The sequence below is a fragment of the Nonomuraea sp. NPDC052116 genome, from assembly GCF_040680035.1.
Classification (GTDB): domain Bacteria; phylum Actinomycetota; class Actinomycetes; order Streptosporangiales; family Streptosporangiaceae; genus Nonomuraea; species Nonomuraea angiospora_A.
The window spans coordinates 125731-152402 of the sequence record NZ_JBFAWA010000015.1; the positions used below are offsets into that span (position 1 = coordinate 125731).

Genomic DNA, 26672 nt, shown 5'->3' on the forward strand with positions numbered 1-26672 from the left:
GGAGACCCCCCATGGCACGCACTCTGCGCTGTCACGTACTCGCGCTCGGCTCCGTCGCCGTCCTCGCGCTCACCGGCTGCAGCGGGGGCGGCGCGTCCCCGGCTTCGACGGGACCCAACGGCCTGGAGAAGGCCACCATCAAGGTCGGGGCGCTGCCGATTCCCGACCCGGTCGCGCTCTACATCGCCCAGGCCAAGGGCTTCTTCAAGGAAGAGGGCCTGACGGTGGAGCCGGTCACGATCACCGGCGGCGCCGCCGCGCTGCCGCAGATCGAGAGCGGCGCCCTGGACATCACGCAGACCAACTACGTGTCCTCGATCCTGGCGGCCGGCCAGGGCAAGAAGATCAAGCTGGTGGCCGACATGTACCGGGCGGCCCCCAACACCTTCGAGATCATGGTTCCCAAGGACTCGCCGATCCAGCAGGTCGCGGACCTGAAGGGCAAGACGGTCCTGGTCAACAACCTCAGGAACATCGCCACGCTGGCGGTCACGACCCAGCTCAAGGCGGCCGGGCTCAGCGAGACGGACGTCAAGTTCGCCGAGAAGCCGTTCCCCGAGATGGGCAACGCGATCACCGCGGGGCAGGGCGACGCGGGCTGGATCACCGAGCCGTTCATCACGGCCAACAAGAACGCGCTCGGCTTCCGCACGATCGCCGACACCATGACGGGCCAGACCGCCGACCTGCCCATCGCGGGCTGGATGGCCACCGACGAATGGGTGCGGCAGAACCCGAAGACGCTGGCCGCCTTCCAGCGGGCGATCTCCAAGGCGCAGCAACTCGCCTCCGGTGACCGCAAGGAGATCGAGGCGACGCTGCCGACGTACACGAAGATCGACGCCAAGACCGCCGCGGCGATCACCCTGGGCACCTACCCGAGCACCCTGGAGGCGGCCCGGCTGCAGAAGGTGGCCGACCTCATGCTCGAGTACAAGTACATCACCGGCCCGATCGACGTGAAGTCGCTCATCGCGGCGAGCCCGGGCGGATGAGGGGTGCCCGCCTGCTCCGCGGCGCCGTCGGCGCCGCGGGGTTCCTCCTGGCCGGAGAGCTGTTCATCCGCTTCGGCCTGAGCGAGAACCTCCTCTTTCCACCGCCTTCGACCGTCCTGTACGAAGCCGTGCGTCTCCCGGCCGACGCGACGTTCCTGGCCGGGGTGGGCACCACCCTCGCGAACTGGGCACTCGGCCTGCTGACCGCCGTCGCGGTGGCCGTGCCCGCGGGCGTGCTGCTCGGCGCGCTGACGCCGGTGGAGCGGGCGATCAGGCCCGTGCTGGAGTTCATGCGCCCGATCCCCTCCGTGGCCATCATCCCGCTCGCGATCCTGCTGGTCCCGGTGGACGAGCTGATGAAGGTCTCCGTCATCGTGTACGCCTCCGTCTGGCCGATCCTCATCAACACCCTGTACGGCATGCGCGACGTGGACCCGCTGGCCAAGGAGTCCCTGCGCAGCTTCGGGTTCGGCCCGCCGGCCGTGCTCGTCAGGGTGAGCCTGCCCAGCGCGGCCCCGTTCGTGGCGACCGGCGTCAGGATCGCCGCCGGGATCGCGCTCGTACTGGCCGTCAGCGCCGAACTCGTGGCCGGCGGCGTGAACGGGATCGGCGTCTACGTGACCGTGGCCGGCAACGGCAACCGGACCGACCTCATGATGGCGGCGACGTTCTGGGCCGGTCTCTTCGGCGTGATCGCGAACATGGTGCTGCTCGCCGCCGAGCGCCGCCTGTTCCGCTGGCACCACGCGCGGACCGGGGCGGTTTCGTGAAGGCGCTCGCCCGGCTCTGGGTGGTCCCCGTGGTGCTGGCCGTCTGGGAGATCGCCGGGCGCGCGATCGGGGACACCGATTTCCCGCCGCCCACGACGATCCTGGCGCGCATGCGCGAACTGTGGTTCTCCGGCCCGCCCGCTCGTGGCTTCCTGACGAACGACGCGATCGCGAACATCCTGCCCAGCCTCGGCCGCATGTTCGGCGGCTGGCTGCTGGCCGCGCTGATCGGGATCGCGGCGGGCATGCTGCTCGGTCGTTCGCGCTCGGCGACCGACTACGTGGACCCGCTGATCGAGTTCGGCCGGGCCATCCCGCCTCCGCTGCTGCTGCCGCTGTTCCTCGTGTTGTTCAAGGCGGGCCTGACCACTCAGCTGGCCACTATCGTGTTCGGAGTGATCTGGCCGGTGCTGCTCAACACGATCGACGGTGTCAGGTCCGTCGATCGCACCTACACCGATACGGCCAGGGTCTTCAACCTGTCGAGGCCGCAACGCCTGGGCCTGGTCGTCCTCCCCGCCGCCGCTCCCAAGATCTTCGCCGGGCTGCGGCTGAGCCTGTCGCTGGCCCTGATCCTCATGGTGATCTCCGAGCTCGTCGGCGGCACGGACGGCATCGGCTACCAGTTGCTGACGGCCATGCGCAGCTTCGACGGCGCCGGGGTGTGGGCGGCGATCGCCCTGCTGGGCGTCCTCGGCTACGTCGTTAACTCCCTGTTCGTGCTGGCCGAGCGCCGGGCGCTCGTCTGGCACAGGCAGGCCACCGGTAATTCGTGAACTCTCAGGACCGAGAAAGGCATTGGCGATGAAGCTGGCCAGGTTCGTAGTCGCGGGTATGACGATCGCGCTGACGCTCAGCGCGTGCGGCGGCGCAGGAGGGAGCCAGACGGGCACGAGCAGCACCTCGGCCGCAGGTGGGCTGGAGAAGACCCAGCTGCTGGTCGGCGTGGTGCCGGTCCCGTCGTCGGCGCCGCTGTTCATCGCGGAGAAGCGCGGCTTCTTCAAGGAGGAGGGCCTGACCGTCAAGACGGAGATCATCCAGGCGCCGCAGGCGGTCATGCCGAAGATCCTCAACGGCAGCATGGACGCGTTCCTCACGAGCTACGTGTCGCTGATGGCCATCAACGACTCGGGCGCCGCCAAGCTCAAGCTCTTCCAGCACAGCCAGGAGGCCGCCCCCAACATCGCCGGCGTCGTCGTCGCCAAGGGCTCCCCCATCAAGACGCCGGCCGATCTCAAGGGCAAGACCATCGCGGTCAACGTGCTCAAGGCGCTCGGCCAGACGCTGACCAACGCCCACCTGCAGGAGGCCGGACTCAAGCCCGAGGACGTCAAGTACGTCCAGGTGCCGTTCGCCGACCAGATCTCCGCGCTGGGCTCGGGCAAGGTGGACGCGGCCTGGCTGGTCGAGCCGTTCCTGACCGCGGCGAAGAAGAGCGGCGCCACGCAGATCATCGACACCACCGACGGCGTGACGGCCGGCGTGCCGATCGACGGGTGGGGCGTCACGGAGGACTGGCTGGCCAAGAACCCGAAGACGGCCGCCGCCTTCCACCGCGCCCTGGCCAAGGCCCAGCAGATCGCGGGCTCCGACAGGAAGGCGATCGACGAGGTGGTGCCGACGTACACGCAGATCCCGGCGGACGCGGCGGCGGCGATGACGCTCGGCAAGTTCTCCATGGAGGCCGACAAGGCCGGTGTCCAGAAGCTGGCCGACCTGCTGCACGGCTATGGCTACCTCAAGTCCAAGGTGGACGTGGCGCAGCTGTTCGCGCCTGTGAGCTGATGATCGAACACCGGATCGGGCGGGCGGTGCTCGGGGCCCTCGGGCTCGCCGCGTTCATCGCCCTCGCCGAACTGACCGGGCGGCTCGGGCTGGCCCCGGCCGGATGGCCGTACGTGTCGTCCGTGCTGGCCACGGCGGCGGAGCTGCCGCTGGAGCCGCAGTTCAGGGCCGACATGCTGGCCACGCTGGGCGCGTGCGCGAGCGGGCTGGTGATCGCGGTCGCGGTCGCCGTGCCCGCGGGGCTGCTGCTCGGCACGGTCCCGTTCGTGGAGCGGTCGGTCCGGCCGCTGGTGGAGTTCCTGCGGCCGATCCCGTCGGTATCGCTGATCCCTATCGCCATGTTCCTGTGGACCGAGAGCCAGGACGCCAAGACGGCGCTGGTCGTCTACACCTGCACGTGGCCGGTGCTGATCAACACGCTGTACGGCCTGACCGACGTCGACCCGCTGGCCAAGGACACGCTGCGGAGCTTCGGCTTCGGGCCGGTCGCCGTGGCGCTGCGGGTGAGCCTGCCGAGCGCGGCGCCCTTCATCGCGACCGGCGTGCGGATCGCGGTGTCGGTCACCCTGATCGTGGCCGTCAGCGCGGAGCTGCTGGCGCCGGGCGGGGGCGGGATCGGCGCGTTCCTGTCGCTGGCCGGCAGCGCGAACCGGCTCGACCGCATGCTGGCGGCGCCGCTGTGGGCGGGGCTGATCGGGCTGGCCGCGAACCTGCTGTTCACGGCCGCCGAACGGCGCGCGTTCCGCTGGCACCGGGAACGGACGGGGGACGCCTCGTGAATTCTCTGCGCAGGCTCATGTGGTACTGGCTGCTGCCCGTGGCCATGCTCTGCTGGGAGCTGGCCACGCGGTCCGCGCAGGCCGCGTACTTCCCGCCGCCGTCGCGGATCGTGGCCAAGCTGCACGAGCTGTGGTTCTCGGGGCCGTGGACGCGGGCGTTCCTGACCGACGAGGCCGTCGCCGACCTGCTGCCCAGCCTGGCCAGGCTGTTCGCGGGCTGGGCGGTGGCCTGCGCGGCCGGGATGGCGATCGGGGTCGCGCTCGGACGTTCGCGCTGGTTGGCGGCCCTGGTGGAGCCGCTGCTGCACTTCGGCCGCTCGGTGCCGCCCAGCACGCTGGTGCCGGTCTTCCTGGCGCTGTTCAAGATCGGCACCCCGATGCAGCTGGCCGCGATCGTGTACGGCGTCGTCTGGCCCGTACTGATCAACTCCATGGACGGCGCCCGCCACGTGGACCGGCAGCACATCGAGACCGGGGTCGTCTACCGGCTCGGCCCCTGGCAGCGGCTCACCCGGATCATCCTGCCCGGCGCCTCCCCCAAGATCTTCGCCGGGCTGCGGCTGAGCGTGTCGCTGGCCCTGATCATGATGATCATCTCGGAGCTGGTGGGCAGCACCGAGGGGATCGGGCACCGGATGCTGGAGGCGCAGAGCCAGTTCGACATCCCGGCCATGTGGGCGGGGATCGTGCTGCTCGGGCTGCTGGGCATCCTGCTCAACGCCGGGTTCCTGGGGTTCGAGCGTGTGGTGCTGTCGTGGCACCGAGGGGCGAGAGGCTGAGTCAGCCCACGCGGCGCTCGTTGATCAGGGTCCGCTTCACGCACACGCCGTCCTTGATCCACTGCCAGACGCGGTTGCGGGACTTGCCGTCCTCGCTGAGCACGATCATCTCGTAGAGGCGCAGGTCCTCGTCCTCGGCCTTGTACTGCCAGCTGAGGTAGATGGTGCTGGCGTCCAGCTCCCAGAACTCACCCTTGATCCGCTCGGTGTCGAACCCGCAGCGCCCGCCGCCCAGGTACGTGCCCGGGAACTCGTGCACCTCGGTGCGCCCGTCGTCCCAGATGTAGCGGTTGGTCTGGTGGTAGACGGTGTCGTCCAGGATCGCGCAGGTCATCTGGACGCGGTGCCAGTCGATCGGGTTTCCCTCTCGGTCGAGGTGGAGGTACTCGCCCTCCCACTCGCCCTCGTGGCGGGCCAGCAGCGGCATGTCCGCGCGAAGTCCCATCCGCGGCTACTCCTTCGTCGTGTGCCACCAGGGGTCGGCGGCGTCGGAACGGTTGACCAGAAAGGCCCTGCGGCGTACGAACCGGCGGATGGAGGCGGCGCCCATCCGCGAGCCGCCGAGCCCCGACAGGCGGAAGGAGTGCTTCTCGCCCTCGTGCACCAGCGCGGTCAGCGAGGCGTCGTTGACGCTGATCGCGCCGGCCCTCAGCCGCGCCGCCACCGCCATGGCCTGCTCCTCCGTGGCGGCGAAGACCGCGGCCGACAGCCCGTAGACCGAGTCGTTGGCCATCGCGACCGCCTCGTCGGGCCCGTCCACGGCCATCACCGGCAGCACCGGGCCGAACGTCTCCTCCGTCATCACCAGCATGCCGTGGTCGACGCCGGACAGCACGGTCGGGCGGCACCAGTGGCCGCCGCCGTGCCGCTCGATCCGGCCTCCCGTGTGCACGGTCGCGCCCTTGAAGACGGCGTCGGCCAGGTGCGCGGCGACGACGTCCTCCTGGCCCGGGCCGATGATCGGCCCGATCGGGCCGCCCTCGCAGGTCAGGCCCACCTTGGCGGCCCGGTCCACCAGCAGCGCCAGGAACTCGTCGTGGACCTCGCGGGCCACGTAGACGCGCTCGATCGACTGGCACGACTGCCCGGCGTTGGCGGTGCCGCCCCACAGGACGGCCGACGCGGCCCGCTCCAGGTCGGCCCCGGCCAGCACGATCGCCGGGTCCTTGCCGCCCAGCTCCAGGAACGCGGGCACGAACGCGCGGGCGGCCGCCTCGGCGACCACCTGTCCTGTCTCCACGCTCCCGGTGAAGACCACGGCGTCCACCAGGTCCACCAGGGCCGCGCCGGTATCGCCGTCGCCCTCGACGATCTCCAGCGGCAGCCCGTCCGGGACCAGCCGCATCAGCGGCTCGATGAACCTGGGGGTCACCTCGCTCGGCTTGACCAGCACCGCGCATCCCGCGGCCAGCGCGGGCACGGCGTCGATGAGGCCCAGCAGCAGCGGGAAGTTCCACGGGCTGATCACCCCGACCAGCTCGTACGGCACCACGTCGCCGCCCACGAAGACGCCGGGCACGGAGGCGGGGGTCTCGGCCGGGGGTGCGAGGAGGGCGGGCGCCTGGCGTACCCACCGATCGATGAGACCGGCGACGATCTGCCGCTCCAGGACCGACTCCCCCACCCTGCCGGTGTCGGCCACCAGCGCGGCGAGCAGCTCCTCGTCGGCGGCCAGCGCGGCGGCGAACCTGGAGAGGACCTCGCCGCGGTCGGCCTCCAGCCAGCTGCGCTGCCTTTCGCGCAGACCGGCCGCCAGGGCGGCGAGCCGGTCGGGCGGGACAGGGGCGAGCAGCCGGTCGGCCTGCCCGGTGATCGGGTTCCTCACGTTCATGTGGTGCGGCCACGGGACATGATGCTCCTGCGATGCTCGGCGGGAGCCATTGTGATCAGGAGAGGACCGCGGCTGTCAACGCGCCCACGCGGGCGAAAGCAGCGCGAAAGTGGAGCTAACCACCCCAGCCCGGTACGGCCATGCGGACCGAGAGCGCGTGTTCGACCAGGTTGATCAGCGCGACCTTGACCGAGTCCTTGGACCTGGCGTCGAGCCGCACCAACGGGATGTGCGGCGCCAGCGTCAAGGCGTCGCGTACCTCGGCGTCGCTGTGCGGATACTCACCGTCCCAGCCGTTGACGCCCACCACGAACGGCAGCTGGGCCTCCTCGAAGTAGTCGATCGCCGGAAAACTGTCGGAAAGCCGGCGCGTGTCCACGAGCACGACCGCGCCGATGGCGCCGCGTACCAGGTCGTCCCACATGAACCAGAACCGGTGCTGCCCGGGCGTGCCGAACAGGTAGAGGATCAGGTCACGGTCCAGGGAGACCCGGCCGAAGTCCATGGCGACGGTGGTGGTCGACTTCAGCGGCGTCATGCCCAGATCGTCGATCCCCACGGAGGCGTCGGTCATGACGGCCTCCGTGGTCAACGGCATGATCTCCGACACCGCGCCGACGAAGGTCGTCTTCCCCACCCCGAAACCTCCAGCCACCACGATCTTCGTCGAGGTGAGACCGGGGCTAGAGCCTGCGAAGTCCACTGAGCACCCTTTCGAGCAGATTGACGTCCGGCCTGCCCTCGTCCAGCTGTGGCTGATGCACACGGACGAGACCTTCGGCAGCCATGTCAGCGATCAGCACGCGCACCACGCCGAGGGGGATCCGCAGCAGGGCCGACACCTCTGCCACGGACCGCACCTGCCGGCACAGTTGACTGATCGCCTGGTACTCCGGCGTGATGTGCGAGAACTCCCGGTGCTCGGCGGTCGCCGAGGACACCAGGGCCTCCATCGCCAGTTTTACCCGCGGCGCCGTCCGTCCACCTGTCACGGCGTAAGGACGGACGGGCGACGCGGGGTCGGGATTCAGCTGCGGCTGGGACTGGGGCACAGGCGGGGGCGCCCAACCGCCGCTGTTCCATCTCGGGTCTGACACGTACATCACCTGGTCTGGCTGGCACGCAACTCTGCGCGCACAGCCGGGGTCAGCACCTGACCGGCGCGATCAACCATCAGCGTCATCTGATACGCCACCAGACCCATGTCACAGTCCGGAGCCGCCAGCACCGCCAGACACGAACCGTCGCTGACCGACATGATCAGCATCAACCCGCGCTGCATCTCCACGATCGTCTGATTGACCGCACCGCCCTCGAACACCCTGGCCGCACCCTGCGTCAGGCTCACCAGACCCGACGCGATGGCGGCCAGCTGGTCAGCCCGGTCAGCCGGAAAGCCCGACGAGGCCGCCAACGGCAGCCCGTCGGACGAGACGACCACCGCGTGCGCGACGCCCGGAACCGTGCTGACGAAGTCAGTGATCAGCCAGTCGACACCACGTGCCGCATGGCTCAGATCGCTCATGCGCCCTCCTCCGTCGGTCGCATGAGCGACAATCGGCTGTGTCTCATTGATCGCTCGCTTCGCTCACTCATGCCCCCTCCTCCGTCGGTCGCATGAGCGACAATCGGCTGTGTCTCATTGATCGCTCGCTTCGCTCACTCATGCTCCCTCCTCCCTGTCGTTGTTCCTGGGGCCAGAGGGGAACGCCCTGCCCTCGGTGATGTCGTCACGCGCCGCCCGGAAGCCCTGCTGGAAGCTCGAGAGCCGGTTGCGTATACGGTCCGGCGACACCGACGGCATCGGTGTCACGCCCTTCGGGGTCGAGGTGTCGGCCGAGCCGGGCACCAGGTTGGCCTTGGGCACCCGCTTCGGCAGCCCGGCCGCCGTCTGGCCGTCACGTACCGGTTCCACCACTGCCTCCGCCGCGCTCCATCCTTCGTCCGCCTTGCTCGAACCCCAGCTCGCCCCGCTGTCGCGGCCGAACCAGGCCGACTCCACCGCGGCGAAGATGGGTAAGTAGTCGTCTCCCGCCGAGGCGGGCGGTGCGGCCGGGATGGAGCCCGGGTTGGCCGACTCGGTCTCGGGGAAGTCGAACCCCGGCCGCTGCGGCGGCATGGTGTCGCGGCCCCAGCCGCCCGGCGGGGGCTCGGGGACGGGTCGTCTGGGCAGTGCGCGGTCGCCGTTCCAGGACGGGCTGCGCGGTGGGGTCCACACGTCGGAGCTGTCGTAGCCGCTGCCGATACGCGGCTCCGACGGCCACGCGTTCGCGTCCGGCTGCCACTGCTGCGTCGGCGGCCAGTTGCCGCTCATCTCCGGGTGCGACGGGAAGGACGGGTGGCCGGGCCCCATCTGGCCGGGGCCCATCTGGTACGTGGGCGGAGGCGGCTGCGGCCAGTCCGTGGCCGGAGGCGCGGGGTGCGGCCCCGAGTACGGCTGCTCGCCCGGACCACCGGCGGCCGAGCCCGCGAGGGCCGGAGGCTGGTTGCCCGAGAAGGACGGCATGCCGGAGAAGTTGGGGGCCTGGGAGCCGAGCATGTTCTCCGGGATGAGCACCATCGCGGTCAGGCCGCCCGAGGCGTGCGGGCGCAGCTGCACCCGGATGCCGTGCCGGTGCGCCAGACGCGCGACCACGAACAGGCCCATGCGGCGCGACACCGACACGTCCACGCTCGGCGCGTCCGTGAGGCGGTCGTTGGCCTGGACCAGCTCCTCCTGGGTCATGCCGATGCCGGCGTCGGTGATCGACAACATCACGCCGCCGCCGTCGATCCGGCTGCCGGAGACGGTCACCCTGGTCTCGCGCGGCGAGAACGACAGGGCGTTCTCGACGAGCTCGGCCAGCAGGTGGATGACGTCGTTGACGGCCTGGCCGGCCACCGAGACGCCGTCCGGAACCTGGAGCACCACCCGCTCGTAGTTCTCCACCTCCGAGAGGGAGGCACGGGCCACGTCCACCAGCTTGACCGGCTGGCTCCAGCGGCGCGGCGGGTCCTGGCCCGCGAGGACCAGCAGGTTCTCGCTGTTGCGCCGCATGCGGGTGGCCAGGTGGTCCAGCTTGAACAGGTTGCCGAGCCGCAGTTCGTCCTGCTCGCCCTGCTCCAGACCGTCGATCAGGGTGATCTGGCGTTCCACCAGCGTCTGGCTGCGCCGCGACAGGTTCACGAACATCGCGTTGACGTTGCTCCGCAGGCGGGCCTCCTCACCCGCCAGCCGGACCGCCTCACGATGCACCTCGTCGAACGCCCGCGCGACCTCGCCGATCTCGTCGTGCGTGTCCACGCCGATGGGGATGACGGGGCCGGCCGCGCCCTCGCCACTCTCGCGCAGCTGCTGCACGGTCTCCGGCAGGCGGTGGCCGGCGATGTCGAGGGCCTCGCCGCGCAGCTTGCGCAGCGGCCTGATGAGCGAGCGGGCGATGAGCGAGATGATCGCGGTGACCACGATCATCAGCAGCAGGATGAGGCCGCCGGAGATCAGGGCCGAACGGTTGGCGGCTTCCTCCAGGGCGCGGGCACGCAGGATGACGGAGGAGGACAGGTCCTTCTCCACGCTGCGCAGCGCGTCGATCTTGCCGGTGCTGACCTCGAACCAGGTGGAGACGTCCTTGTCCGGCCGTACACCGATGCTCAGCTCCTTGCCCTCGGCGGACTGCGCCATGGCCCGCAGCCTGAACAGGTCGGTCTGGTCGACGTCCCTGCCCACGACCGTGTTGCGGTAGAGCTCGAGCTGGTCGAGGGTGGCCAGGGTCGCGAACAGCGTCTCCTCGCTCTCCTCACGCGACTTGGCGTCGGTGAGCGCGTCGAGCTCGCCGCTGTCGAAGCCCTTCTTGTCCAGCGCGCTGGCCAGGACGCCGCGCTGCTTGGAGGCCTGCTCCTTGCCCCGGGCGATGGCGGCCATCGCGCTGGCGCTGTGCGAGACCTCGTCGTCCACCGCCACCTGGCCGACCTGGTCGTGGAACTGGAGCAGGGCCGCGATGATCTGCGAGTACTTCTGGATCATCGGGAGGGGCTGGATCTTACCCTTGACGGCCGTCTCCCGCAGCGTCGGGATCTCGTCCAGTCGCCGGAGCACGGGTCGTACGGCGTCGGCGTGGGTGTCCGTGAGCGCCCGCGCCCGCCGTTTGGCCTCGTCGATGAGGTTGTTCACACCGCTGTAGGTCGTACGGAGCTGGGCCTCTCGATTGCCCGGGCGGCCCTGGGCGATGTAGAGAGCGGTCTGGTCGCGTTCGAAGGACAGTTCATGGGTGACGGCGCCGAGCTGCTCGCTGAGCTCGGCCACCTCTCTGAGGGTCTGATAGGTGTTGGCGTCCCTGAGCGAGGTGAACACGTTCAGTCCGCCCAGAGCCACGGCCACGGCCGTGGGGACGACGATCAGCGCGATAAGGCGCGATCGCACGTGCCAGTTGCCCAGCCCGAACCTGCGTGAAGGAGGGTTGGGCAGCCGTCGCTTCTGATGCCCGTGCGGCTCGCGGTCGGCGGAAGCTTCAGCGCTCTGCGTTCTCACTTGCCTTCGCAACCTCTCGCCCCTGGAGGGGAATTCTCGGTGACCATGCAGGTAAATGCACGTGGGGCAATATCTACGTCTAGATAGGCGTCATTTGAGCACAGCAGTTGGCGCGAGCCAACCACTACTAGTGCCCCATTGAGGCGTTTATCCCCGATTGTCCAAATATTTCGGCAGAATCGGTAAGGCTGCCCTCTAACTGGTGAAACAGGCAACGGAAGGGTGCCCAGCGAGCCTCCTCGGGACTCGTGGAATATTCGACTGACTGGCCTCATCAGTAACAGTCGTCCCGTCAATCCCCTCCTTTCACAAACCGGACAAACACCGATCTCTTACCGGTCATCAAATTTTCACGATAGAACGAGAACCCGACATTGCAACCACAGGCGTCGTTTTCGCGATAATGACTACGGATTTGGTGTTACGGTCTATCCCTGTTGTGCGTCAGGCACACAGCCCCCGGGAGCAGAAGCCACCCGGTCCCCCCGCCTGGCTCCATCTGAAGGGAGTCCCTGACATGAGGCTTGGCCGTCCCGCCAGGGCCGCCATCATCGGGTTAGCTTTGACACTCGGCGCCGTTGCGTGCAGCACGGGCGGCTCCACGACACCCAGCGCGGCACCGTCCGCATCCGCCGGCGGCCTGGAGAAGACGAAGATCAAGGTCGCCACCCTGCCCGCCATCGACAGTGCCGCCATCTACGTCGCCATCGACCAGAAGCTCTTCGAGAAGGAAGGGTTGGAGGTCACCCCGCAAGTGGTCCAGGCCGCGCCGGAGGCCATCCCCATGCTGGTCAAGGGCGAGATCGACGCGATGTTCGGCAACTACGTGTCGATGTTCCAGGCGCACGACAAGCAGGCGCTGAAGCTGCGCATCCTGGCCGAGGGCTCTCGCGCGGCCCCCGACTCGCTCAGCATCATGGCCCTGCCGAACTCCCCCATCAAGACCGCCAAGGACCTCGAAGGCAAGACGATCAACGTGAACGTCCTGCACAACTTCCAGGAGCTGGCGCTGACGCAGGTGCTCAAGGCCAACAACGTCGACCCGTCCAAGATCAAATATGTCCAGGTGACGTTCCAGAACATCATGCCCTCGTGGAAGGGCGGGCAGATCGACGCCGCGTACCTGGGCGAGCCCATGGTCACGGCGGCCACGTCCGCGATGGGCGCCCGCAAGATCCTCGACCCGGCGTCGGGTCCCGCCGCCGAGTTCCCGATCTCCGGGTACGTCAGCACGCAGGACTGGTACGACAAGAACCCGAAGACGGCGGCCGCGTTCCAGCGGGCCATCCACAACGCGGCCAAGCTCATGGAGAACAACCGCGAAGTGGTGGCCAAGGTGCTGCCCAACTTCACCCAGATCGACGCGGCCACCGCGGCCACCGTCACGTTCCCGTACTTCTCCAGCAACGACAACCCGGTCCGCCTCCAGCGGGTGGCCGACTGGATGCTGGAGGCCAAGTGGCTCACGAAGGCGATCGACGTCAAGTCGCTGATGTCGCCCACCACGTCCGGGTGAGCACTCAGACCCTGGCCCCCGCCCGCCCGGCGTCCGCCGCGACACGCTGGTCACGCCGGGCGGGGGGAGCCCTCGCCTTCGCCGCCCTGATCGAACTGCTCAGCCGGACCGGGCTGGTGGACCCGGAGACCCTGCCGCCCGCGACCGCGATACTCGGGCGAGCGGCGACGCTGATGGCCGACCCCGCCTTCCGCGTCCACGCCCTGACGAGCCTGCTCGCCTGGGTGATCGGCCTCGGCCTCGCGGCGGTGATCGCGGTGCCGCTCGGGCTGCTGCTCGGCAGCGTGCCGATCGTCGACGCCGCCACGCGCTCGGTCGTGGAGTTCCTGCGGCCGATCCCGTCGGTGGCGCTGATCCCCCTGGTGTCCCTCCTGATCGGCACGGGCCTGCAGGTACGCGTCACGCTCGCGGTCTACGCCTCGTTGTGGCCGATCCTCTACAACACGATGTACGGCCTGCGCGGCGTCGACCCGCTCGCCAAGGAGTCGCTGCGGTCGTACAGCTTCGGGCCCCTGGCGGTGCTGCTGCGCGTGTCGCTGCCGTCGTCGGCGCCCTTCATCACCACCGGGTTCCGGCTGGCCGCCGGAGTGGCGCTCATCCTGATCGTCAGCACCGAGATCGTGGCCGGGCGGGGCGAGGGCATCGGCGTGTTCATCTTCTTCGCCGGCATCGCCGTGCCCGCGCGGATGACCGACATCCTGGCCGCGGTGTTCTGGGTCGGGCTGTTCGGGGTGCTGGTGAACGCGCTGCTCGTGGCCGCCGAACGGCGGGCGTTCCGCTGGCACCACGCCCGCCTGGGAGAGACGGCATGAGGACCAGGGGCATGCGCGGGGCGGCGTTCCGGTCGCTGGTGCTGGTCGGGCTGATCCTCGCCTGGGAGGTGGCCACGCGGCTGGCGGGCAGCACGTTCTTCCCCTCACCCAGCACAATCGTGGTCAGGATGCACGCGATGTGGTTCTCGGGCCCGCCGGGCACGCTGTTCCTGACCGAGGACGCCATCGGGAACATCCTGCCGAGCCTGGGCCGGATGGCCGCCGGGTTCGCGGGGGGCGCGCTGGCCGGGGTCGTGCTCGGGCTCGCGCTGGGGCTGTCCGCGCGGGCGTACGACTATCTCGACGGGGTGCTGCAGTTCCTGCGGGCCATCCCGCCGCCCGCGCTGGTCACGGTCTTCGTGGTGGTGTTCGGGTTCGGGCTGCGGATGCAGCTGACGTTCATCGTCTTCAGCATCGTCTGGCCGGTGCTGCTCAACACCGCCGACGGCGCCCGCGCGGTCGAACCGCTGCACCTGCAGACCGCCCAGGTGTTCCGGCTGTCGAGGACCGAGCGGCTGTTCCGGGTGATCCTGCCGTCTGCGCTGCCCAAGATGTTCGCGGGGCTGCGGCTCGCGCTGTCGCTCTCCTTGATCGTCATGGTCTTCTCCGAGCTGCTGCCCGGCACCGTGAACGGCATCGGGTTCCAGCTCACGGCCGCGTACCAGACCTTCGACCTGCCCGCCATGTGGGGCGGGATCGTGCTGCTCGGAGTGCTGGGCTACGCCCTCAACGAGCTCTTCCTGGTCGTCGAACGACGGGTGCTGGCCTGGCACCACGCCGCCCAGCAACTTTCCAGCACGTAAGAGTAAGATCACACGCGTTTACAAGTATGCCGATTCCGGCTCGGATAGAGTATTTCCGGCTCCGAGTTTGTCCATGGTCTCGCCCCCTGAGGAACTCCATTGCTCGAGATAGACAACCTCTCCCACGTCTACGGCGGCGGTACCCCCAACGCGCACCACGCCATCGAGGGCCTCAACCTGAGCGTCGCCGCGGGTGAGCTGCTGTGCATCGTCGGCCCCTCCGGGGCGGGCAAGTCGACCCTGCTGCGGTCGATCGCCGGGCTGCTCACGCCGACGGGCGGCCAGATCAAGGTCGAGGGCAACCTCGTACGCCAGACGCCGGACAACCTCGCCGTGGTCTTCCAGGACTACAGCCGCTCCCTGTTCCCGTGGATGTCGGTGGCCGACAACGTGGCGCTGCCGCTGCGCCGCAAGAACATGGACAAGCGCCAGCGCCGCGAGGCCGCCCAGGAGGCCCTGGAGTCGGTCGGCCTGGCGGGCGCGGAGCGCAAATACCCGTTCCAGCTGTCGGGGGGCATGCAGCAGCGGGTGGCGATCGCGCGGGCGCTGGCCTACCGTCCGGCGCTGATGCTCATGGACGAGCCCTTCGGCTCGGTCGACGCGCAGACCCGCGAGGACCTGGAGGACCTCGTCCTCAAGGTACGCGGCCACCACCAGATGACGATCGTGCTCATCACGCACGACATCGACGAGAGCGTCTACGTGGGCGACCGCGTGGTGGTCCTGTCCAAGGCCCCGGCGCACGTGGTCGGCGACCTCAAGGTCGAACTGCCCGGGCCGCGCGACCAGATCACGACCCGCGAACACCCGGACTTCGTCCACCTACGCGCCGAGGTCGGCCGCCTGGTCCGCGGCAGCCACGCCACCGTGTAACCGGGCAGTAGGTGGGCCCGGCTCCCCCACCCGTTGCCCATCTGGGTGGTGGGCCTGCTGACACCCGCCCTGAACCAAAGGACCTCGCTCCGCTCGGGCTGTCCTTACTTGGGCGCCTCCGGCGCACCCCCACGCGCCTTCGGCGCCATCGTGCCCACCCCTTGACCGTCTGGGTGGTGGGCCTGCCGAAGCCCACCCTGCCCTGCTGGATCAGGCAGTATCTTGCCCGTCTGGCCAATCTGTAGATGAACAGCGCCAAAGGCCAAGAAGCATCAGCGGAAACGGACTGCACAGGGGGACTCGCCGGAACGGCGCGCGGCTCATCAACGGAGCAACCTCCCCAGATCGCCCTCGTCGTACTCTACGAAGTCGGGGCTCCCCGCCAGCGTTTCTTGTGCCTGTTGCAGCAGGTCCCGGTCACGGAGCGCAGCGATCACCTTGGTGAGTCTGCGTCCAGGATCGTCCTCGCCGATCTCGCGAAGGACTACCACGACCCGGGCCAGTGAGGTCGCCGTCACACGAGCGACACCCTCGCCAGGAACCGCTTCGAGCACTCCGTGACTCATCCACGAGCGAGCAGTGGGAACTGTCACGCCGAGAACTGAGGCCGCTGTGAACAGCCATACAGCGCTCGGCTGCGGCCCACGGTCGTGCCGTTGAGCCATGCGCCGGATCGCCGCATGAAGAGCCCGATCGGCGGTTCGCCCCTGCGCGAGGGACATGAGGTCAGCCAGATCCTCGACTACGAGCCGAGCCTGCTCATCCTGTACAGCCATAGCTCCACCACACCCACGCTTCTTCAAAAATAGGCGTGATATTAAAAGTTATGGCGATCACTGGGCCTCGCCGCGCAGGATCTGCTCGAAGGTGTGTCCAGCGGCAGCGGTCAATGTCCACGAGGTTTCGTGGACGGTCCGCTTGTCGCGGTCGGTACGGCGGACGAAGCCCTGACCAGCGGCGCCGCATAGCTCGTACGTCGTCGGCCGGCACTCGCACGTCCACGAGACGACACGGATGCGCAAAGCCCGGCGGCCTGGTTGATACCAGGCCACTACCAGGTGGCCCGGCTGGGGCGGTGCGACGTGCGGGCCGTGGAAGTCGGGAATCTCGCGCGCCATGTCACCACACCCTTCCTTCGAAGATCTCGACGAGGTTCTTGAGTGCGAGGCCGACGCGGGCCATGACGAGTTCGTGGATGTGATCACCGCCCGTAGGCAGCCGGTATCCGTGCTTCTCGAGCACGGCATGGATCTCAGCCGTCAAGGGTTCGAATCGTAGATCTGTGGTTGGGCCTGCCATGGGCCGAACCTCCGGCATTAGTTCGCGTGGCATTGAACGTCATGAGCCACAGTAACAACACTCGTTCCAGTCAGTACATAGCTTGTTCTAATCCGTCCAAGACAACGCCTAGTCCTAGCAAGGAACGTAGTCGCCGATGATGGCACGTATCGGTACAACTACGATTCCGACGTGCTCAACCCTCGTGGACCCGTGCCGCTCTACAACCAACTCGCCGATGTGCTGCGCAAGCGGATCGACGACGGCGCGCTCCAGCCGGGTGCGCTCGTACCGTCCGAGGCTGACCTCGTGAGCGAGTTCGGCGTCGCGCGGATCACGGCTCGGCGTGCGATCCGAGAGCTACGCGACGCGGGCATCATCTACACGATCAGGGGCGAGGGCTCATATGTTGAGCCAGAGAGCGCGTCGCGCCAGGCAAGGTCAGGGTGGAGATTCCAGACCATCGCTGACGACCTGGCCATGAGGGTCCGAGCCGGCGACTTCGAGCAGGACGTGCCGCTGCCCTCCGAAACACAACTCGCGCAGCAATATGACGTGGCCAAGGGCACCGTACGGCGAGCACTGACGCTTCTCCGCGGCCAGAGGCTGGTGTACACGGTGCCGGGCCGAGGCACCTACCCAACTCCCCCCGATCCGAAAAGGGGCCTGCCATGACTTGGGTTGATGCACACAGTACCGAGCCGGCTCTGATCGCGGAGATCGACGCGCTCGGCTGACAGGAATACCGTTTTCGTTCGGCGGCATGACGTCGGGAATGGCGGCGTGGCAAAGTGAATCGGAACGAATTTGAGACTTCGGTGGCACGGCTTGCGTACCACTTCGGTGGGAGGTCTTCATGACTACTCGTGCCGAGTTGATGAACGCGCTGCGCCGTGTGCAGGAATTGTCTGACCAGCACTGGCACGCACTGGATCAGCCACTGTCGCAAATGTCGAGCGGGCGGACATGGACGGGGCCGGTCGCCGATAGATTCGGCGGTGACCTGGCGCAGCAGCGTGCGGAGTTGTGGCGAGGACTTCGCGGGGTCATCGACCATCTCCACGAAACGATCTCCGACCAGACCGTGATGGGGCCGAGAGACGAATGACTTTCTCCTCGATCGACCCCCGAGAAATGCACCAACTCGGCTATGGCGTACAAAATGCAGGAAAGGGCCTGGCCGAATGTGCGGCGCAGCTCCGGGCGATTCTGAACGAGGTCGAGCTCACCCACCCGGGAGTGGCGGCGATCGGCCGGATCGGGCAGTGGCTGACCGAGCAGGCCCCCGACCTCTACCGGCGGCGCGATCTCGCGTACGAGGCCGAGAAAGTCGACGTGGACGTGTTCGGCAACCCGCTCTCCGGTGCGGTTGTCCCTGCCGGGATGGCGCAGATCGACGAGTTGAGGATAATCCCGGCCAGGGTACGTGCCGAGGCGGCACAGGCGGCCCCGCTGTTCGCAGCCGCCGCGCGCGGTGACGCGGGCGCTCTGGAGAAGCTCGCCGCCTTCAAGGGGCGGCTGTCCGACCCGCAGTTCGCCACCGCCCTCATCGAACAACTCGGCCCGCAGGGCCTCTTGGCGCTTCCCGCCACCATGGGAACGCGGGTACGCAAGGCGCTCGACGCCGATCGCGATTCGGCGGCGGCCATCCGGCGGCAGAATCGCGACGTGCTGTCCATGCTGAGCAAGGCCCTCGCCGCAGCCACCGACCCGACAAAGAACGCGCATCTCAATCGGAAGTTCATCGAGGAGTTCAAGCGGCAGGGGCGCACGGAGATCCCGGCTCCGGGCATGGGCGGACTGACCAATCCCGGATATTGGTCACTCGGCCAGATCCTCGCGGCGGCACCGAAAGAGGCGTACAGCGAGTGGTTCATGAGGACCATCGGCCAGGACATGATCCAGTGGGACCGCGACTACCTGAAAGAGCATCGCGTGCGGTTCCTGCCGAAGGACACCGACGTCTACAACCTTCCCGCGCCCATCGACACGCGGCCGTTCCAGGATTCCGACGTCATCGGCGCCGCCGATCCGATCGCCGCGTTGATGACCGTTGCGAGCACGTCGCGAGAGCGCGCGCAGGCGCTGCTCGACAACAAGGATTTGCTGAAGTATCTGATGAGCGACCGGCGGTCGCAGTGGGAGATGGGCGATCGCGGCGAGTCGCTGGGGGAGGCCATGGAGGCGGCGATGAAGGGCGCCGACGCCGACTCCAAGCGGCTGGCGGTCATGGCCACGCAAATACTCGCCGACGAGGTCAAGCCGCATGTGTCGTTCAACGACGCCGGGGAGGTCGAAATCAAGGACCCGTCGGAGCTCGATCGTCTCTCCGGCATCCGCGACAACATGGGCCGCATCCTCGCGGAGCACACGGGCGACATCGTCAGCTCGTACTACAAGAACTACGCGCGGGCGAAGGACGGGGAGTTTACGGGCATCGTCGATGGGCGGCCGATCGCCGAATTCAGCCCGCCGGACATCGATTTCGTCCTGCTCGACGTGGCCGCCGACGAAAAGGGGTACCAGGCCCTGCTCTTCGGGCAGATCGCACACATGCGAGGCAGGATCGACCAGGCGATCGCGGCACATGACAACACTTTCCTGCAAAATGTGATCACGAACGACTCCAAGGCGCTGGGACACCTGCTCGAGGCACGCAAGATGGCGCTGGTCGGCCAGGGCAAGGAGGCCGACGCCGCAGACTCTGCCTTCCGGAAAATGGTCGAGAACGGCATCGGCCTCATCCCCATCCCCTTCGCCGGGCAGGTGGGCAAAGTGGGACTCAAGGCGGCCGACACCATCTACGAGAACTTCGTCAAGGACGGCTACGCGAAGGCCGGAAACTGGCTGGTGGAACAGGCTGGGCACGGCGGCGGGAAGACGGCCAAGGGTTTCGGTGCGGCCGCGTCTGATCAGAAGGCCGCCGAGCAGATGGTGAAACAGATGCTCGAGTCATCCTCTGTCGCCCACGGGTACTACGATCGTGGCGGCCTGAAAGAGCAACCTTTCGTGGAGAACGACCCGCCACAGGTCAAAGCTCCGCACCGGATGACCAGATACGAGTACGACAACTTTGTGAGCTGGCTGGACCGTCATTCCAGAGTGCCCGACAACTTCGGGAGTGCCCAAACGAAAGCCAAAACCGGGGCGGACGAATTCAAGATCAACATCGGTGGCTCTGAACAGAAGGCAGGGGACGATGACTAGGCGGCAGGCAGTGTGGCTCTGTCTGGCCGTCATGGTCCTGCCGACTGTCTCGTGCACGGCGAAGGAATCAGCCGACCCAACTCCCACCTCCTCACCTGCGCGGCGCGACGTCGCTGACCGCCCTCCCTATCTGTGTAATTTCATCCCACAGACCGCAGTGGCCGAGTTGACCGGTTACACCGGCCGATACACGACTGGCCCCAGCAAGCGCTCCGCCGCGGATAGCTGCGCGGTTATGAGCGACGTGCAGAGCATCCTCCTCACGGGTTACGAGCGCTCAACCGAGCAGGAAGCCATCGAGAAGTGGATGCGAAACGGGGAGGCGAACGGCCAAGCCAAGCTCCCGCGGGAACTGGGCATAGGATCAATAGACAACTACGAGGTCCGGGGCTATCCGTTTCGCGCGACTGGCGCCTTGTTCCATTGTGGGAACGAGAAGTCGCTCATCACCATCTACGTTAAGAAGAATCCAGCTCGGGACCAGGATCACGACCTCATCCAGCTCATGCAGATCGCTCAGCGACGGTTCGCCGAGATGTTCAAGTGCAAGGTTGGCGCCCTGCCATCCGGTTAACACATCGCCGACACCGACCGATTGACCACATATGAGGAAGGAAAGGGCCCGATGCTAACTGGCGCGTGGCTCTTCCAAGGCCGTTCATCCACCTGGCATCGCCGTCACCGCGTCGCCCACCATCGCGCTTGCCCCTTGACCGTCTACGCGGCGGCCTGCCGACGCCCGCCCTGCCGTCTGGATCAGTGATCCTCGTTGACCATCCAGCCGATCGACTTCGATGCAGTTGGTCGAGCTTTCCCAAAGTCCAGTTGATCCCCCAGAGGCGGGCAGCTCGCACGCACACAAAGCGATCCGCATAGCAGGGGTTTCATTTTTCCTCCGGAGCGGAGAAATCTTCCGCCGAGTAGGAAGATTCTCCCCCGGGTGGCCAGTCAGGACAGCCGCTTGGCATAGCAGCGACTGAGCGGCTCGTGCTGATAGGGCGGATAGTTGGGGATGATCGTGTAGCCGGCGCGGGTGTACAGCGCGATGGCCTCGGGCTGGCGGAGACCGGTCTCCAGGCGGATCTCGGGGTGGCCGAGGGCGGCGGCGAGGCGTTCGGCCTCGGCCAGCAGCCGTCCGGCGATGCCTCGGCCGCGGGCCGCAGGGATCACGTACATACGCTTGAGCTCAGCGGCGCCGTCGGGGAAGGGCTGGATGGCGCAGCAACCGACTGGTCGGCCGTCGAACTCGGCGAGCAGGAAGCGAACGGCCGGGTCGAGGTGGCCCCCAGTGTCACCTATGTCGCCGGGGTAGCGACTCGCGAGGTCGGCGTCCAGGTCGTGGACCAACGGCCGGATTCTAGGGTCGTCGCTCGCGGCGGCGGTGATGGACAAGTCGGCAGTCGTCATGGACGCGTGGTTCCTTCCGGGGTTGCCAGGACCAGGTCAAGCTGGGTCGCAAGAACGCGGCGCAGGAGCTCGGGCGGGTAGGCGCCGGGGTCGGCCGCGGCGTTCAGCGCCAAACCGTCCAGGCAGGCGACCAGACTGTGGGCCCGTCCTTCCAGGTCCGCGGGCTCCGGCCAGCCGAGCGCGGCGCGCAGGAGGGCGGTGAGGCGGCGGACCCAGGACGCATGAGCTGACGCATGCAGATGGAGCAGCTCGGCGTCGGTGCGGGCGGAGAGCTGGAAGTGCATCCACACGACGGTCTCCAGATGCCGCTCGGCGTCCAGCGGCAATGCCTGCTCGCACACCGACTGCAGTGTCTCGCGGGAGGTGCCCCCGGCGGCGAGCGCATCGACGCGGTGAACCATGCGATCGTGCATGACGGATCTGGCGTGGGCCATCAGCGCCTTCTTGTCGCGGAAGTAGTGGGTCACCATGCCGGTCGTGCATCCGGCCGCGTCGGCGACCGTTCGCATGGTCAGCCCGTCCATGCCGCGCTCCGCGACCACCCGCCACACGGCCTCGGACATCGCCTGACGGCGCTTGGCCTGATCAACCTGCTTGGGCACATGCCCTCCGGATACATAACGCCCGTTACGTCACAAGCGTTATGGTATCAGCCACGTCTCGATCGCCTAGCCTGGCTTCGTGGATGATGTCCTGGCGGGCCAGGGTTGCGCTTGGGTGTTCGAGGCGGATGCGCTGCGGATAAGGCCCGAAGGCGCCAAGGTCCCCAAACTCGTTTCCGAGCTCGGTGAACGTGTCATCCCCCATGCGGCGATCGCCGAGGTGACGGTGGCGGCCGGTAAGAGGGGCACCGTGGTGCTGCGCGTGGTGCCCAGGCGGGGTGCCGATCCGGTCATGACCGCGGCGGCCGGGCAGCTCCAGGAGGCGGCCGAGCCCTACCGGCTCGTGCTTCCCTCCGGACGGGAGACGCTCGCCGACTATTACGCGGACGAGTTGCGGGCGGCCATCGGCGAGTCCGGGCCGGTGACGCGGTTCATGGTCGAGGCGCCTTCGGTGCCCCGTTCCTTCAAGGGGTGGGACGGGGCGGCGACGTTCGATGGCGAGGCCATCACGTTCACGTGGTTCTGGTCGGGGGCGTCGACCGCCAAATACTCGGCGGGTGACCAGCGGTTCTCGGTCTCGGATCTGGAGAGCGTCGAGTGGCACGCGCCGGAGGGGGCGAGTGGCTGTCTTCGGTTGAAGGTTCGCGGGGGGCGGCCGGATCCCGATCCGAACAAGGATCCGGCCTCTGTCGTCTTCGGGCTCGGATGGGGGGCGACGCACAAGTCCCTGCCCTTCGCGGCCGCTGTCCTCGCGTCGATTCCGGCCCCGGCGGTCCCGGAGGTGCGCCGGGGGCCGTCGGGGGCCGAGGTGGCCGAGTTGATCGCCAAGCTGGGCGATCTGCGGGACGCCGGGCTGCTCTCCGAGGAGGAGTTCCAGGCGAAGAAGGCTGAGCTGTTGTCCCGCATGTGAGTCCGGGTGAGGACGGGCCCGCACGTGAGTCCGGGTGCGGCCCGGCCCCCATGTGAGCCCGGGTGCGGACGGGTGGGGACACGCGGGGGCGGGTGGGGGCGGGCGACGGGTCAGAGGGTGGTCAGGTGGATGGTTGAGCCGCCGTGGCCGAGCTTCAGTGACACCTGTCCCGCTGGGGCGTCGGAGTCGATCTCCGGGTAGTCGTCGCTGGACACCGTGACACTGATGCTGTGCCCGGCCGCGACGCGGTAGTGCGTGGGCCAGGTGCGGATGTCCAGGTCGTACGTCTTGCCGGGGCGTACCGGGACCGCGCGCTCGTGGCCGGAGCGGTGGCTCGCCTTCAGCCAGCCCTGGGTGATGCGGGTGGACGTGCCGTCGGGGGCGACGTCCTGCACCACGACCGCGAGGTTGCCGTCGGCCGCCGTGAACGAGGCCCGTACCTTGGCCTGGACCTCCCCCGCGAGGACCAGGTCGCGCTGGAGCGGCCCGGTCGCGAACGACAGCCGCTGACCCGGCCCGCCCGCGACCGGCTCGGTGTTGACCTCGAAGGTGCGGGTGGCGGGCCTGCCGGGGTCGGGGGCCAGGGTGCCGTCTGCTCCGAGGCCGAGCTTCATTGGCCGCGCTCCGGCAGGGGGCCAGCTGTCGAACTGCTGCCATCCCGTGCCCGGCACCTCATAGGAGGTCACCCTGGCGGCGGGCAGCGGGGTACCGGGGCGGCGGGCCAGCCAGCGGTCCCACCAGGCGAGATAGGCGCCGTTGCCGATGTCGGCGGGCTGCCCGGCCGGCCAGCCGTGCACCCAGGGGCCGGACACCAGCCAGACGTTGCGCTCGCGTGCCTGGAGGTTCTCCACCATGCCCTGGCGGTAGCGGTCGTACCAGCCGGCGATCTCCAGGACGGGGACGTCGAGGTTCTTCCAGCGGGACTTGACGCTGCGTTCGCGCCAGAAGCCGTCGTAGAGCGGGTGCTGAGCGTACGTGACGAGGGTGTCGGGGGCGACGGAGCGCTGCCAGTCGCGGATCCTGGCCGAGTAGATGCCGCCCCGGTAGATGGTGTTCTCGTACCAGTCGCTGATGCCGTCCACGGGGATGATGGCGGCCAGGTGGGGTGGCTTGTTGACCGCGACGAGGAGGGACGAGTGCCCGCCGTAGCTGACGCCCGTCTGCCCGATCCGGCCCGTGGACCAGGGCTGGGCCGCCAGCCACTCGATGAGGTCGTAGTTGTCGCGCTGCTCCTGGCCGCTGAAGGGGTCGAGGTAGCCGGGCGAGTCGCCTGAGCCTCGGACGTTGCAGACGGCCGCGACGTAGCCCCGGGTGACGAAGTACGCGGCGGCCTGTCCCTGGGGGCCGAGCTGGTTGTAGGCGTTGTAGTCGTAGACGATGCCGGGGAAGCGGCCGGGGGCGGGGGTGCCGTCGGGGGCGGCGGGACGGTGCAGGTCGCAGGCCAGGTGGCTGCCGTCGCGCAGGGGTACGGTGACGCGTTCCCGGTGGACCCCCCGGTACTCGGCGGGGCGGTCGTAGGCGAAGAACGGGTCGGGAGGGAGGGATGTGACGGCGGTCGCGGCCTCCGGGGCCCCCGGTTCGGCTGCTGCGGGGAGGGCGGGGGCGCAGGTCAGGCCCAAGGCGGCGGACAGTGCGGCCATGATCTTGAGGGGTTTCATCTTCGGTCCTCTGAGGCGGAGGGCGAGAGGGCTGGGACTGGGGGTGGGGCGGGGGCAGGAGCCGGGGCAAGGGCCGGGGCGGAGGAGAGGAGGCTTGGGGGGAAGAGTGAGGGGGGTGGGTTAGAGGGGGTGGGAGGATGGAGGGGGGCCGAGGGGGGTGCCGCCGGGGCCGGTGGTGAAGGTGAGCCAGGGCTGTGGCGGCCGGAGGCGGCCCGTGGCCGGGTCCGTCTGGCCGACTCCCGGGCGGGAGTAGTCGCACACGCCCGCAGGAAAGGCCGAGCGCAACCGCCCCCACTCCTCCCCCGTGAACGCGACCCCGCCGTAGTCCTCCCGCCGCAGCGGCTTGAGGCGGCATTTCAGCAGGTCACTGGTCGGCCCCTCGCCGGCCGCGACCCGGGTGTCGGCCTTGTGCGGGTACGCCTGGTCGCAGGCGGCCTGGTCGGTGACCTTGGCACCGGAGATCCAGCAGGCGTCCACGGCCTCGGCGGGCCGGTGACGTACGACCTTGGCGGGCAGCGGGATCGGCCGGCGGTCGGCCTCGACGGCGGCGAGCCAGCGGTCCATGACGTCCAGGGGTGAGCCGTCGCTGCCGTTCGTCCAGAGCACCTGGTTGCGGTGGTGGCCGTTGGCCCGGTCGAGCCGGTTGCGGAGCACGAGGCTGCGCCAGGGGTAGTGGTAGTCGTTGTTGTCGGTGCCGCGGACCACGAGGATCGGCACCTGGGCCAGCCCCCGGCCGAAGACGACGCGTCCCGTGCGGTGCGCGATCTCGACGGCCGCGATGTCGGCCTCGCTCCGCGACGGGGTCCAGGTCATGTCGATGTCGAAACCGCCGACCCGCTGGTTGAGGTCGACGAACTGTTCGGCGCTGATGCGGCCGTCGCGCAGCGCGGTCAGGCCGTATTGGACGCCGACGTTGTCCCACGGCCGCCGGGCGCACGGCACACCGGAGCACCCCTGCGGGCGAGCGCACGACGCACCAGAGCAGCCCTCCACGCGGGCGCACGGCACGCCGGCGCACCCCTGCGGACGGGCGCCGTAAATGGAGATCATGAAGTCCTGGAGGGTGCAGCGGACGCCGCCGGGGTTGCGGGCCGGGTCGTAGCTCGCCTCGCCCGCGCAGGACGTGCCGTCGTCGGGCTTCATGTAGTCGGGGGCGCGGCCCGCGGAGGTGGCGCAGACGCCGGTGCCGCCGTGCCCGAAGACGGCGGTCCTGTCGTCGGGGTCGCTCCACAGCTGCGAGGCGTCCATGGCGCGGACCAGCGCGGCGCAGTCGCCGAACTCGCGGTAGGCCCCGACGATCTGGTCCGGCCAGTCCTGGGTCGGCAGGAGGCCGTCCAGCAGGCCCGGGTAGGCGTCGGCGACGAGGTACTGCTGGAGCGCCCCGCCCGAGCCGCCGCGGCCGATGGTGTAGCGGATCTCGCCGTACGTCTCGACGACGTGCTCCTTGACCATCATGACGGTCTCGGCGGAGGTGACGTCGTTGCTGTGCAGGGAGTTGTCGGTCATCGTGGACGACGCCACCGCGAACCCCTTGGCGGCCGCCTCCTGCGCCTCCGGCATGGTCAGCCCGCGGGAGACGCCCTGCCGGTACTGCTGGCCCGTGCCCGCCCCGAACACCCACACCAGCTTGTGGTTCCAGTTCGCCGGCACGAGCACGTCGTAGATCCCGCGGTTGACGGTGCCGCGTTCGAGGGTGGCCTTGACGCCGTTGCCGAGGGTGATCTCGCTGCGGACCGGGGCGGCGTCGCACCGGTCGTTCAGGGCGGGGCCGAGGCCGTTCTCGGCGGTCTGGCACTGCCACGGCCGCACCTGCGGGCCCGAGAACACCGGGCCGCCCGGCGGGTGGTCGGTGATGGTCAGCCGCTCGGCCCGTCCTCGCGGCGGGCGGACGGTCAGGACGTTCGCGCCGGGCGAGAGGCCGTCGACCAGCCCGGTCAGGGTGCCGTCCGGCCCGGGTACGAAGCGGGAGGTGACGTCGGCGCCGTTGAGCTCGACCCGTACCCGTGCGGAGCCGGTGACCCTGACCAGCGCGTCACCTCCCGAGACGAGGTCGGCCCGGTTCGAGAGCACGTGGACGTCGAGATCCGGCTGCGGCGGGGACAGCGGCAGCGCCACCAGCGCCGGTATGAGGGCAAGCTCGCGCCAGGTCATGTCACTCTC

At 68.7% G+C, this 26672-nt stretch carries 29 protein-coding genes; 16 read left to right on the forward strand and 13 right to left on the reverse strand.

Annotated elements, in window-relative coordinates:
• Window positions 1-11 precede the first annotated feature (11 nt).
• From AB0L65_RS27870 to AB0L65_RS27895, 6 genes are read left to right on the forward strand one after another with little or no spacing between them, the layout of a single operon-like run.
• Window positions 12-995, forward strand: coding sequence for an ABC transporter substrate-binding protein (locus tag AB0L65_RS27870; RefSeq protein WP_364250723.1), 984 nt, complete (start codon window positions 12-14; stop codon window positions 993-995).
• Window positions 992-1765, forward strand: a complete 774-nt coding sequence (locus AB0L65_RS27875) for an ABC transporter permease (RefSeq protein ID WP_364250726.1) — start codon at window positions 992-994, stop codon at window positions 1763-1765. The genes AB0L65_RS27870 and AB0L65_RS27875 overlap by 4 nt, the downstream gene beginning before the upstream one ends.
• Window positions 1762-2541 (forward strand): ABC transporter permease, encoded by a 780-nt coding sequence (locus tag AB0L65_RS27880; protein ID WP_364250729.1) that lies wholly within the window; start codon window positions 1762-1764, stop codon window positions 2539-2541. Before AB0L65_RS27875 ends, AB0L65_RS27880 begins: the two co-directional genes overlap by 4 nt.
• A 58-nt stretch (window positions 2542-2599) precedes the next feature.
• Window positions 2600-3550: an ABC transporter substrate-binding protein gene (locus AB0L65_RS27885; protein ID WP_364250732.1), complete on the forward strand. Its 951-nt coding sequence runs from the start codon at window positions 2600-2602 to the stop codon at window positions 3548-3550.
• Window positions 3550-4329, forward strand: a complete 780-nt coding sequence (locus AB0L65_RS27890; RefSeq protein WP_364250735.1) for an ABC transporter permease subunit — start codon at window positions 3550-3552, stop codon at window positions 4327-4329. Before AB0L65_RS27885 ends, AB0L65_RS27890 begins: the two co-directional genes overlap by 1 nt.
• Window positions 4326-5108: an ABC transporter permease gene (locus AB0L65_RS27895; protein WP_364250738.1), complete on the forward strand. Its 783-nt coding sequence runs from the start codon at window positions 4326-4328 to the stop codon at window positions 5106-5108. The genes AB0L65_RS27890 and AB0L65_RS27895 overlap by 4 nt, the downstream gene beginning before the upstream one ends.
• A gap of 1 nt (window position 5109) precedes the next feature.
• On the opposite strand, the gene AB0L65_RS27900 is transcribed toward AB0L65_RS27895, so the two are convergent.
• The 6 genes from AB0L65_RS27900 to AB0L65_RS27925 form a co-directional block, all read right to left on the reverse strand.
• On the reverse strand, window positions 5110-5553 hold the full coding sequence (locus AB0L65_RS27900; protein ID WP_364250741.1) for a hypothetical protein: 444 nt from the start codon (window positions 5551-5553) through the stop codon (window positions 5110-5112).
• Between the two features lie 6 nt (window positions 5554-5559).
• A complete protein-coding gene (locus tag AB0L65_RS27905) occupies window positions 5560-6933 on the reverse strand; it encodes an aldehyde dehydrogenase family protein (RefSeq protein ID WP_364250744.1) in 1374 nt (457 codons plus the stop codon).
• A 121-nt stretch (window positions 6934-7054) separates the two neighbouring features.
• Window positions 7055-7642 (reverse strand): ATP/GTP-binding protein, encoded by a 588-nt coding sequence (locus tag AB0L65_RS27910; RefSeq protein WP_350730304.1) that lies wholly within the window; start codon window positions 7640-7642, stop codon window positions 7055-7057.
• The gene (locus AB0L65_RS27915) at window positions 7623-7991 is read right to left on the reverse strand and encodes a DUF742 domain-containing protein (RefSeq protein ID WP_192790731.1); all 369 of its coding nucleotides are present in this window, start codon (window positions 7989-7991) and stop codon (window positions 7623-7625) included. Before AB0L65_RS27915 ends, AB0L65_RS27910 begins: the two co-directional genes overlap by 20 nt.
• Before the next feature lie 50 nt (window positions 7992-8041).
• A complete protein-coding gene (locus tag AB0L65_RS27920; protein WP_350730302.1) occupies window positions 8042-8464 on the reverse strand; it encodes a roadblock/LC7 domain-containing protein in 423 nt (140 codons plus the stop codon).
• Between the two features lie 138 nt (window positions 8465-8602).
• Window positions 8603-11338, reverse strand: coding sequence for a nitrate- and nitrite sensing domain-containing protein (locus AB0L65_RS27925; protein WP_364250747.1), 2736 nt, complete (start codon window positions 11336-11338; stop codon window positions 8603-8605).
• Between the two features lie 625 nt (window positions 11339-11963).
• Here AB0L65_RS27925 and AB0L65_RS27930 point away from each other — a divergent pair.
• The 4 genes from AB0L65_RS27930 to AB0L65_RS27945 all read left to right on the forward strand — a co-directional run bounded on the left by AB0L65_RS27930 (window position 11964) and on the right by AB0L65_RS27945 (window position 15450).
• Window positions 11964-12962 carry an ABC transporter substrate-binding protein gene (locus AB0L65_RS27930; RefSeq protein WP_350730298.1) on the forward strand — a complete coding sequence of 333 codons (999 nt, stop codon included), beginning with the start codon at window positions 11964-11966 and terminating at the stop codon, window positions 12960-12962.
• Complete coding sequence (locus AB0L65_RS27935) at window positions 12959-13774, forward strand: ABC transporter permease (protein ID WP_364250750.1); 816 nt, start codon at window positions 12959-12961, stop codon at window positions 13772-13774. Before AB0L65_RS27930 ends, AB0L65_RS27935 begins: the two co-directional genes overlap by 4 nt.
• Window positions 13771-14577, forward strand: a complete 807-nt coding sequence (locus tag AB0L65_RS27940; RefSeq protein ID WP_364250753.1) for an ABC transporter permease subunit — start codon at window positions 13771-13773, stop codon at window positions 14575-14577. Before AB0L65_RS27935 ends, AB0L65_RS27940 begins: the two co-directional genes overlap by 4 nt.
• Before the next feature lie 99 nt (window positions 14578-14676).
• Entirely contained in the window at window positions 14677-15450 is a 774-nt protein-coding gene (locus AB0L65_RS27945) for an ABC transporter ATP-binding protein (protein WP_319718892.1), read from the forward strand.
• Between the two features lie 323 nt (window positions 15451-15773).
• On the opposite strand, the gene AB0L65_RS27950 is transcribed toward AB0L65_RS27945, so the two are convergent.
• On the reverse strand, window positions 15774-15968 hold the full coding sequence (locus tag AB0L65_RS27950; RefSeq protein ID WP_364250756.1) for a hypothetical protein: 195 nt from the start codon (window positions 15966-15968) through the stop codon (window positions 15774-15776).
• A 162-nt stretch (window positions 15969-16130) separates the two neighbouring features.
• On the opposite strand from AB0L65_RS27950, the gene AB0L65_RS27955 reads away from it, so the two are divergent.
• Window positions 16131-16259, forward strand: coding sequence for a hypothetical protein (locus AB0L65_RS27955; protein ID WP_364250759.1), 129 nt, complete (start codon window positions 16131-16133; stop codon window positions 16257-16259).
• Window positions 16260-16283: 24 nt separating this feature from the next.
• On the opposite strand, the gene AB0L65_RS27960 is transcribed toward AB0L65_RS27955, so the two are convergent.
• Both AB0L65_RS27960 and AB0L65_RS27965 read right to left on the reverse strand, forming a co-directional pair.
• A complete protein-coding gene (locus AB0L65_RS27960) occupies window positions 16284-16568 on the reverse strand; it encodes a hypothetical protein (RefSeq protein WP_364250762.1) in 285 nt (94 codons plus the stop codon).
• A gap of 1 nt (window position 16569) precedes the next feature.
• On the reverse strand, window positions 16570-16713 hold the full coding sequence (locus AB0L65_RS27965) for a hypothetical protein (protein WP_364250765.1): 144 nt from the start codon (window positions 16711-16713) through the stop codon (window positions 16570-16572).
• A 207-nt stretch (window positions 16714-16920) separates the two neighbouring features.
• On the opposite strand from AB0L65_RS27965, the gene AB0L65_RS27970 reads away from it, so the two are divergent.
• The 4 genes from AB0L65_RS27970 to AB0L65_RS27985 all read left to right on the forward strand — a co-directional run bounded on the left by AB0L65_RS27970 (window position 16921) and on the right by AB0L65_RS27985 (window position 20509).
• Window positions 16921-17403 carry a GntR family transcriptional regulator gene (locus AB0L65_RS27970; RefSeq protein ID WP_364250768.1) on the forward strand — a complete coding sequence of 161 codons (483 nt, stop codon included), beginning with the start codon at window positions 16921-16923 and terminating at the stop codon, window positions 17401-17403.
• Window positions 17404-17584: 181 nt separating this feature from the next.
• Window positions 17585-17836, forward strand: coding sequence for a hypothetical protein (locus AB0L65_RS27975; RefSeq protein ID WP_364250771.1), 252 nt, complete (start codon window positions 17585-17587; stop codon window positions 17834-17836).
• A gap of 26 nt (window positions 17837-17862) precedes the next feature.
• On the forward strand, window positions 17863-19935 hold the full coding sequence (locus AB0L65_RS27980; protein ID WP_364250774.1) for a DUF6571 family protein: 2073 nt from the start codon (window positions 17863-17865) through the stop codon (window positions 19933-19935).
• Window positions 19936-20170: 235 nt separating this feature from the next.
• A complete protein-coding gene (locus AB0L65_RS27985) occupies window positions 20171-20509 on the forward strand; it encodes a hypothetical protein (RefSeq protein ID WP_364250777.1) in 339 nt (112 codons plus the stop codon).
• A 374-nt stretch (window positions 20510-20883) separates the two neighbouring features.
• Here AB0L65_RS27985 and AB0L65_RS27990 read toward each other — a convergent pair whose 3' ends face one another.
• Window positions 20884-21342, reverse strand: coding sequence for a GNAT family N-acetyltransferase (locus AB0L65_RS27990; RefSeq protein WP_364250780.1), 459 nt, complete (start codon window positions 21340-21342; stop codon window positions 20884-20886).
• A complete protein-coding gene (locus AB0L65_RS27995; RefSeq protein ID WP_364250783.1) occupies window positions 21339-21944 on the reverse strand; it encodes a TetR/AcrR family transcriptional regulator in 606 nt (201 codons plus the stop codon). Before AB0L65_RS27995 ends, AB0L65_RS27990 begins: the two co-directional genes overlap by 4 nt.
• A gap of 79 nt (window positions 21945-22023) precedes the next feature.
• Between AB0L65_RS27995 and AB0L65_RS28000 the strand changes: the two genes are divergently transcribed.
• Entirely contained in the window at window positions 22024-22854 is an 831-nt protein-coding gene (locus AB0L65_RS28000; RefSeq protein ID WP_364250786.1) for a DUF4429 domain-containing protein, read from the forward strand.
• Window positions 22855-22964: 110 nt separating this feature from the next.
• Here the strand turns inward: AB0L65_RS28000 and AB0L65_RS28005 are convergent, their stop codons facing one another.
• Together AB0L65_RS28005 and AB0L65_RS28010 are read right to left on the reverse strand one after the other, a co-directional pair.
• The gene (locus AB0L65_RS28005; protein ID WP_364250789.1) at window positions 22965-24512 is read right to left on the reverse strand and encodes a CocE/NonD family hydrolase; all 1548 of its coding nucleotides are present in this window, start codon (window positions 24510-24512) and stop codon (window positions 22965-22967) included.
• A gap of 120 nt (window positions 24513-24632) precedes the next feature.
• Window positions 24633-26663, reverse strand: coding sequence for a DUF6351 family protein (locus AB0L65_RS28010; protein ID WP_364250792.1), 2031 nt, complete (start codon window positions 26661-26663; stop codon window positions 24633-24635).
• Window positions 26664-26672: the final 9 nt, after the last annotated feature.

Bases quoted from the DNA above. Each gene is read 5' to 3' on its own strand.
- AB0L65_RS27870 (WP_364250723.1), top strand. From the start codon at position 12: ATGGCACGCACTCTGCGCTGTCACGTACTCGCGCTCGGCTCCGTCGCC.
- AB0L65_RS27875 (WP_364250726.1), top strand. From the start codon at position 992: ATGAGGGGTGCCCGCCTGCTCCGCGGCGCCGTCGGCGCCGCGGGGTTC.
- AB0L65_RS27885 (WP_364250732.1), top strand. From the start codon at position 2,600: ATGACGATCGCGCTGACGCTCAGCGCGTGCGGCGGCGCAGGAGGGAGC.
- AB0L65_RS27890 (WP_364250735.1), top strand. From the start codon at position 3,550: ATGATCGAACACCGGATCGGGCGGGCGGTGCTCGGGGCCCTCGGGCTC.
- AB0L65_RS27900 (WP_364250741.1), bottom strand. From the start codon at position 5,553: ATGGGACTTCGCGCGGACATGCCGCTGCTGGCCCGCCACGAGGGCGAG.
- AB0L65_RS27920 (WP_350730302.1), bottom strand. From the start codon at position 8,464: ATGAGCGATCTGAGCCATGCGGCACGTGGTGTCGACTGGCTGATCACT.
- AB0L65_RS27930 (WP_350730298.1), top strand. From the start codon at position 11,964: ATGAGGCTTGGCCGTCCCGCCAGGGCCGCCATCATCGGGTTAGCTTTG.
- AB0L65_RS27940 (WP_364250753.1), top strand. From the start codon at position 13,771: ATGAGGACCAGGGGCATGCGCGGGGCGGCGTTCCGGTCGCTGGTGCTG.
- AB0L65_RS27955 (WP_364250759.1), top strand. From the start codon at position 16,131: ATGAAGAGCCCGATCGGCGGTTCGCCCCTGCGCGAGGGACATGAGGTC.
- AB0L65_RS27960 (WP_364250762.1), bottom strand. From the start codon at position 16,568: ATGGCGCGCGAGATTCCCGACTTCCACGGCCCGCACGTCGCACCGCCC.
- AB0L65_RS27975 (WP_364250771.1), top strand. From the start codon at position 17,585: ATGACTACTCGTGCCGAGTTGATGAACGCGCTGCGCCGTGTGCAGGAA.
- AB0L65_RS27980 (WP_364250774.1), top strand. From the start codon at position 17,863: ATGCACCAACTCGGCTATGGCGTACAAAATGCAGGAAAGGGCCTGGCC.
- AB0L65_RS27985 (WP_364250777.1), top strand. From the start codon at position 20,171: ATGAGCGACGTGCAGAGCATCCTCCTCACGGGTTACGAGCGCTCAACC.
- AB0L65_RS27990 (WP_364250780.1), bottom strand. From the start codon at position 21,342: ATGACGACTGCCGACTTGTCCATCACCGCCGCCGCGAGCGACGACCCT.
- AB0L65_RS28005 (WP_364250789.1), bottom strand. From the start codon at position 24,512: ATGAAACCCCTCAAGATCATGGCCGCACTGTCCGCCGCCTTGGGCCTG.
- AB0L65_RS28010 (WP_364250792.1), bottom strand. From the start codon at position 26,663: ATGACCTGGCGCGAGCTTGCCCTCATACCGGCGCTGGTGGCGCTGCCG.